The sequence below is a fragment of the Pseudomonas sp. VI4.1 genome (genome assembly GCF_002029345.1).
In the GTDB taxonomy this organism is placed as follows: Bacteria; Pseudomonadota; Gammaproteobacteria; order Pseudomonadales; family Pseudomonadaceae; genus Aquipseudomonas.
The window spans coordinates 21,011-27,010 of sequence record NZ_MULM01000104.1 but is presented as its reverse complement, the minus strand read 5'-3'; the positions used below and the strand labels follow the sequence as shown (position 1 = coordinate 27,010).

General features: G+C 58.4%; 4 protein-coding genes and 1 pseudogene. 4 read left to right on the top strand and 1 reads right to left on the bottom strand.

Annotated elements, in window-relative coordinates; genetic code table 11:
• Nucleotides 1–695: 695 nt before the first annotated feature.
• A pseudogene (locus BZ163_RS35440) lies at nucleotides 696–1,778 on the bottom strand (recombinase family protein); the annotation flags it as partial.
• 684 nt (nucleotides 1,779–2,462) lie between these two features.
• Between BZ163_RS35440 and BZ163_RS35435 the strand changes: the two are divergent.
• The 4 genes from BZ163_RS35435 (at nucleotide 2,463) to benC (ending at nucleotide 5,908) form a co-directional block, all read left to right on the top strand.
• The gene (locus BZ163_RS35435) at nucleotides 2,463–2,639 is read left to right on the top strand and encodes a hypothetical protein (RefSeq protein ID WP_236645659.1); all 177 of its coding nucleotides are present in this window, start codon (nucleotides 2,463–2,465) and stop codon (nucleotides 2,637–2,639) included.
• Nucleotides 2,640–3,033: 394 nt separating this feature from the next.
• The gene (benA, locus tag BZ163_RS05640; RefSeq protein ID WP_128870111.1) at nucleotides 3,034–4,395 is read left to right on the top strand and encodes a benzoate 1,2-dioxygenase large subunit; all 1,362 of its coding nucleotides are present in this window, start codon (nucleotides 3,034–3,036) and stop codon (nucleotides 4,393–4,395) included.
• Nucleotides 4,396–4,884 (top strand): benzoate 1,2-dioxygenase small subunit, encoded by a 489-nt coding sequence (gene benB / locus BZ163_RS05635; RefSeq protein ID WP_128870110.1) that lies wholly within the window; start codon nucleotides 4,396–4,398, stop codon nucleotides 4,882–4,884.
• Between the two features lie 13 nt (nucleotides 4,885–4,897).
• Complete coding sequence (gene benC, locus BZ163_RS05630; protein WP_128870109.1) at nucleotides 4,898–5,908, top strand: benzoate 1,2-dioxygenase electron transfer component BenC; 1,011 nt, start codon at nucleotides 4,898–4,900, stop codon at nucleotides 5,906–5,908.
• Nucleotides 5,909–6,000: the final 92 nt, after the last annotated feature.

Here is a 6,000-nt window from a genome sequence, read left to right as displayed (position 1 = left end):
TACGCCGCAGAATCAGAGACACTCGTTTCTTGGAACTGCTGTGGAAAACAATCAAAGCTGGCCATATCGATGTCGGACTCTTCCGGGCCGCCAGTGAAGGAGTACCGCAGGGTGGTGTTATTACGCCGCGTACGATCTTGCATACTTTTTTCTCTGGTGCCGGAGCCAGTCGACGTCTCGCTGGCGTTGAAGCCGGGATCCGGATCAACCCGGAACACCACCAAAATCTCGTCTTTGTGAATCTCGACGCGTTTGACCAGACCGCGGATGATCTCGCGCTTGGTGACGAAATCGACAGTGCCCAGTCGGTCATGGACAGCCGCGGCAAACTCTTCGAGACGATTAATCACGAGAAACAGCTCGCGCTGCCCCACCTGATGACGCCGTGAGTCCTGAATCTGCTGATCAAGCTGCTCCAGACGGCTCTTCAAGTGCCGCATCTTCGGATCAAAGTCCATTTTGTCGATCATACCCTCGGCATAACTATCGATGAGCCGCGACCTGCCTTTGTCCAGCTGCAGTCGTTGTCGTTCCAGTGCGGCCGTATCAAGGTTTGTTTTTTCTTTTTCTTCGAGGATTCCCAGCCGACGTTCATATTCATTCTTTAGCCTTCCAGGGTGGGCGAGCAGCTCAACAACCTGCTGCCACACCAGTTCATCGAGACGGTCCGTTCGTATTTGCTGATTGTCACAGACGCGTTCGCCACCAAAGCGGTAGGCATCGGTTCCAATGCAACGATAATAGGCATAGTCCCGACGTTGGACTTTGGCCGCTGCCTTGCTGACCTTTTTACCGTAATAGGCGTAGTGACAATGGCCGCAAACGGTCAAGCCCTGAAGCAGGTAGACCGCACCATGACGGCGCTGACGAGTCGCTTTGCGATTCTCAGCAAGTTGCTCTTGAACCGACTGAAACAACCCTTCGCTGACAATCGCCGGTACGGCTATCTCGATCCACTGACTCGGATCGGTACGTACGGTGGAGTAGCCCTTCCTGGGCACCTCGGCACTGTGGCGTTGTGCGCGTATCCGAGGTAAACGATCACGCGCCTGTGTTTTACCGAAAGCGGCCCGGCCCATGTAGGCTGGATTTTGCAATATTTCCCATACAGTGCTGCGATCCCAATACGGTTTACCTGAGGCGGTGACGGTGCCGGTTGCCCCAAGGCGTCGCACCACTTCGCCGATGCTCAGTCGCTCCATCCCAATCCATTGAAAGATGGTTCTGACCGTCGCCGCTTGCGGCAGGTCGATAACGTACTGTGCGGGTGCGCCATCAAGTTGCTTACGAATGTAGCGATAACCGTACGGCGCAGTCGACAGCACATTGATGTTGCCACGTCTGGCCCCATGAAGCTTGCCGCGACGATGGCGCTCCATGATTTTGGCACGCTCATATTCCGCGATCATGCCCTGCATCTGCAGCAGCAACGACTCCTCTGGCGTGACGCCAATGGCATGATTGAGGAACACGACCTGTACGCCGCACGCCGATAGTTCTTCCATCAGCAAGGCCTGGTGAGCATATTTTCGCGACAGCCGGTCTGGGGACAGGACGTAGAGACGTTCCACCAGGCCAAGTGCAGCGCGGTCTCTGAGCCGTTCCAATTGTGGGCGAATCAGCGTCGCGCCGCTGACGCCTGCATCGACAAAGCGCATGTCCTCAGCAACGTGGGCACCATCAGCCACGATCCGCTCTGTCAACGCGGCAATCTGGCTTTCAATCGTGCCGCGTTTAGCCTGTTGATCAGAGGATACGCGAGCATAGAACGCCACCATCACAGCCTGGCTCATTGTTCACCTCGCTTGGCAGCACGATGCTTTGTCACAGAGGATTGGGGTTGTGGCAATTCTGAGGAACCGCGCGCATCTGTCGGTTTTAGCTGCTCGTAGACCCTCTCGAGCTGCTCACAAGAGAACCGATTTGGCTCGAAAGCCAGACGAATATGCCAGATCCGCGGTTTTCGGCTCATGACTGAAGTGACGAGAACAATCTCGACGTCGGGGCATCCTGCATACCTCGGAGCAAAACTCTCCCTGGCAATGCGCAGCCCCCAGTTTATCCGAGAGTTTGCTCTATTGTTGCCGGCGTTATTTCACCGTTGCTTGCCAACATCTACCTGCACTACGTGATGGACTTGTGGATCAGGCAATGGCGCGAGCGTACTGCACGAGGTCAGATGATTGCTGTGCGATACGCAGACGACAGTGTGCTTGGGTTTCAGGACGCAATGGCAGACTCAGCAGTTTCTGGAGCAGTTGCAGGTACGCTTGGCCAGGTTTGGCTTATCCCTCAATGCTTCGAAGACACGGCTGATTGAGTTTGGTCGTTTCGCTGCAAAGAATCGAAGGCGGCGAGGGCTAGGTAAACCGGAGACGTTCGACTTCCTGGGGTTCACACACTGCTGTAGTGCCAACAGAAGCGATGGCTTTCAAATACTGCGACCGACGGTAAAGAAGCGAATGCGTGTGACGTTGCTGGCCATTCGGGATGAGCTGAAACGCCGACGTCATGAGCCTGTTCGGGTCGTGGGTCAGGGGCTTACCCGGGTGGTCAGCGGATACTTCAATTACCACGCGGTGCCGGGGAACCTGATACGTCTGGACGGTTTTCGAGTGGCGGTATGTCGTCTATGGTAGCAAGCCCTCAAGCGAAGCAGCCAGCGTAACCGACTCCAGTGGTCACGCTACGGACGCCTTGCCGACTGCTATATACCAAGGCCCAGAACTGCTCATCCTTACCCAGAGGAGCGCTTCGCGTCACGTACCTGAGGCAGGAGCCGGATGCGTAGTTCCGCACGTACGGATCTGTGCGGGGGGGGCAGGTAACTGCCATCCCTACCGCGACCGAAGGGCGAACTGCCATAGTCGTTTTCCTGTTGCCGCTCGTTTCCTGAGAGGCCTGTGGGCTATATCGGCTGCAGTTTTCAGGACTTGCAAGAAACGGATGCAAGAGTGCAAAAAGTGGCTATCTCCTGAGAGACCTAGCTCTTAGTCTTTACACCGTTGAAACAATAATAACGGAGCCATGGCGATGAACCTGAGACTCGAATACTTTAATAGTCTGCTTGAAGAAAATAAGGATGAGGGCATCTACCGCTGTAAGCGCGAGATGTTCACCGACCCTCGGTTGTTCGATTTGGAGATGGAGCACATCTTCGAGGGCAACTGGTTGTATCTGGCCCATGAAAGCCAGATCCCCGAGAGGAACGATTACTACACCACCTCTATGGGGCGTCAGCCGGTTTTCATCGCGCGCAACAAGGACGGTGTGCTGAATGCCTTTATCAACGCCTGCAGTCATCGCGGGGCCATGCTCTGCCGCTTCAAGAGCGGCAACAAGGCGACCTACACCTGCCCGTTCCATGGCTGGACCTTCAACAACTCGGGCAAGCTGCTCAAGGTCAAGGATCCCAAGGACGCCGGCTACCCACAGAGCTTCGACTGCGACGGTTCCCACGACCTGAAGAAGGTCGCGCGCTTCGAGTCTTACCGCGGCTTCCTGTTCGGCAGCCTGCGTGAGGACGTGGCGCCGCTGGAAGATTTCCTCGGCGAGTCGAAGACCATCATCGACATGATCGTCAACCAGTCCGCCGATGGCCTGGAAGTGCTGCGCGGCTCGAGCACCTATGTCTACGAAGGAAACTGGAAGCTGCAGGCCGAGAACGGCGCCGACGGCTACCACGTTACCGCCGTGCACTGGAACTACGCCGCCACCCAGCAGCAGCGCAAGCTGAAAGAAGCGGGCGACGATATCCGCGCCATGAGCGCCGGCGGCTGGGGCAAGAAGGGCGGTGGTTTCTACTCCTTCGACAACGGCCACATGTTGCTCTGGACGCGCTGGGACAACCCCGAGGACCGGCCGATGTTCGCCGAGCGTGATCGCCTCGCCAGCGAGTTCGGTGAAACCCGTGCCGACTGGATGATTGGCCATTCGCGCAACCTCTGCCTGTACCCCAACCTGTACCTGATGGACCAGATGAGCTCGCAGTTGCGTATCATCCGGCCGCTGTCGGTGGACAGGACCGAAGTGACCATCTACTGCATCGCGCCGAAAGGTGAGAATGCCGAGGCCCGCGCCCGGCGCATCCGTCAGTACGAAGACTTCTTCAACGTCAGTGGCATGGCCACCCCGGACGACCTGGAAGAGTTCCGCGCCTGCCAGCAGGGCTTTGCCGGCCGCGCCATGGAATGGAACGACATGTCCCGCGGTTGCGAACACTGGGTCGAGGGCGCCGACGAGGTGGCCAAGGAAATTGACCTGCATCCGCTGATGAGCGGCGTGCGCACCGAGGATGAAGGCCTGTTTGTGCTGCAGCACCATTACTGGCAGCAGCAGATGATCAAGGCGCTGCAGGAACAGCAGGACCAGTTGATTCATGTGGAGGGCGCGTAAATGAGCCTGACTTACGAAGCCGCGCGTGACTTCCTCTACCGTGAAGCGCGCTACCTCGATGACAAACAGTGGGACGAGTGGCTGGAGCTGTATGCGTGCGACGCGACCTTCTGGATGCCGGCCTGGGACGACCGCGATCAGTTGGTGGAAAACCCGCAGACCGAAATCTCGCTGATCTGGTACGGCAACCGCAGTGGTCTGGAAGACAGGGTGTTCCGCATCCGCACCGAGCGCTCCAGTGCCACCATTCCGGACACGCGCACCTCGCACAACATCAGCAATATCGAGCTGCTCGAGCAGACCGATGGCCTGTGCAAGCTGCGCTTCAACTGGCACACCATGAGCTTCCGCTACAAGGTCGTTGACCACTTCTATGGCACCAGCTTCTACACCCTAGATACCAGCGGATCGAACCCGCTGATCAAGGCCAAGAAGGTGGTCCTGAAGAACGACTACGTGCGCCAGGTCATCGATGTGTATCATCTGTAAGGCGGGTGCCAGCATGAGCCACAAGATCGCATTGAATTTCGAAGACGGGGTCACCCGTTTCATCGACGCCAACCTCGGCGAGACCGTTGCCGATGCCGCCTACCGTCAGGGCATCAACATCCCGCTGGATTGCCGCGACGGCGCCTGCGGCTCCTGCAAGTGCTTCGCCGAAGCCGGTCGGTACGACCTCGGCGATGACTATATCGACGACGCGCTGAGCGAAGCCGAAGCCGAGCAGGGCTATGTGCTGACCTGCCAGATGCGTGCCGCGAGCGATTGCGTGGTACGCGTGCCGGCCTCCAGCGAGGTGTGCAAGACCCAGCAGGCCAACTTCGAGGCAGCGATCAGCGCGGTGCGTCAGCTCTCCGACAGCACCATCGCCTTGTCGATCAAGGGCGAGTCCCTGAGCAAGCTGGCGTTCCTCCCCGGCCAATACGTCAATCTCAAGGTGCCGGGCAGTGAGCAGAGTCGCGCCTATTCGTTCAGCAGCCTGCAGAAGGACGGCGAAGTCAGCTTCCTGATCCGCAACGTGCCGGGCGGCTTGATGAGCAGCTTCCTCACCGGCTTGGCCAAGGCCGGCGACAGCATGACCCTGGCCGGCCCCTTGGGCAGTTTCTACCTGCGCGAAATCAAGCGGCCACTGTTGCTGCTGGCCGGTGGCACCGGTCTGGCACCCTTTACCGCGATGCTCGAGAAGATTGCCGAGCAGGGCAGCGAACACCCGCTGCACCTGATCTACGGGGTGACCAACGATTTCGACCTGGTCGAGATGGACAAGCTCGAGGCCCTGGCCGCGCGCATCCCCAACTTCACGTTCAGCGCCTGCGTGGCCAGCCCGGACAGCAGCTACCCGCACAAGGGTTACGTCACCCAGCACATTGCGCCCAAGCACCTCAATGACGGTGATGTGGATGTCTACCTGTGCGGCCCGCCACCGATGGTCGAGGCGGTCAGCCACTACATCCGCGAACAGGGCATACAGCCGGTCAATTTCTATTACGAGAAGTTCGCCGCCAGCGCCTAACAGGCTCCTTTGGTCCGCTTACTGGGTGAGCGGGCCTGTTTTATTCGTGCAGTAGCCCGGGGTTCTCTGGCGGACTCCCCCGGATTGCAGCC